1 protein-coding gene is annotated in these 1,142 nt (G+C 60.8%); it reads right to left on the bottom strand.

Annotated elements, in window-relative coordinates; all coding sequences use genetic code 11:
* Positions 1-133: 133 nt before the first annotated feature.
* Complete coding sequence (locus NW848_RS01110; RefSeq protein WP_414346643.1) at positions 134-1,057, bottom strand: NAD(+) kinase; 924 nt, start codon at positions 1,055-1,057, stop codon at positions 134-136.
* Between the last annotated feature and the right edge of the window lie 85 nt (positions 1,058-1,142).

Raw genomic sequence — 1,142 nt, 5'->3', positions numbered from 1 at the left:
CGTGGTCTGCCGAGTCCGGGGCCCGTACGGCGTCCCGTGTTCAACACCTTTTGCACGAGCTGCAAACCCTGGTGCAAAAAAGAGGGCTGGGCCCCATCGAAGTCGACAGCCCCTCCTCATTTAAGTTTTCTAACTAAGGCAGCTCTACCGAGGTGGGCTTGGAGGCGTAGGTTAGGCCCCAGCCCAATTTCTCCCGCATGACGCGGAAAAACTCCGGTCGGCGTAGGCGAATCAAATCTGTGCAGTAGGGGGCGCGGACAACGCGAATTTGGTCTTCTGGCAGGATGTAGCAGCCGGCATTGCCGTCCGCTACCAAAACCAGCGGCTGAGGGCTGGCGGGGCTGATCCATACCTCTTCCGAATCGGGAAAGACCAGAGCCCGTGAGGCCATCGAGTGGGGACAGATAGGGATCAACTGCAACACCGGCAGGCCGGGAGTGATGACCGGCCCTCCCGCAGAAAGGGCATAGGCGGTGGAACCGGTGGGGGTGGCTAAAATAATGCCGTCGGCAGCCACATCCAGCGGTGAGTGATCCCCAATGGTTACTTCAAAGTGGCACATGCTGGTCAAGGGCTCGCGGTGGAGCACCATCTCGTTGAGGCTGAGCACCTCCCAGCGCAATTCGTTGCCGCGGTAGGCCTGCACCAGCAACATGCTGCGGCGATCGAGAATGTACTCGCCAGCAATGGCTGCCTTGGCCGCCTCCTCCAGGTGGGTTAGGTAGGTCTCTGTCAGAAAGCCCAGGTGGCCCGTGTTCACGGCCAGCAAGGGGATCCCTTTGGGGGCCAGTTGCCGGGCTGCTGCCAAAACGGTGCCGTCTCCCCCCAGCACCACGGCAAACTTCATGCTCTCGTCAAAGCCGGCGGGGGCCAGGCTGTCCACCTTGGTCAAGCAGACGGGACTGTCAAGCTTGGCGTAGCCAAGGATGCCGCCCCAGTTGGGTGCGACACAGACTTCCCAACCCTGTTCCTGAAACCAGCGGGACAGGGTTTCGCTGCTGCGCTTGGCGGCGGGCTTGGCGTCGTTGTAGAGGATCCCGGCTTTGGGCTTGCTCATGGGGCAGTGGTGAGGCAGAGGGTGCCAAAACTGATACATTTACGCTGAACACTGCTGAGCATTACTGCTCAGCGGTGAAGCGATA

The organism is Synechococcus sp. RC10A2, from assembly GCF_047502605.1.
This window is presented reverse-complemented; position numbering and strand designations above follow the sequence as displayed.

Excerpts from the sequence above, each read along its gene's own strand:
- NW848_RS01110 (WP_414346643.1), bottom strand. The coding sequence starts at position 1,057 with ATGAGCAAGCCCAAAGCCGGGATCCTCTACAACGACGCCAAGCCCGCC.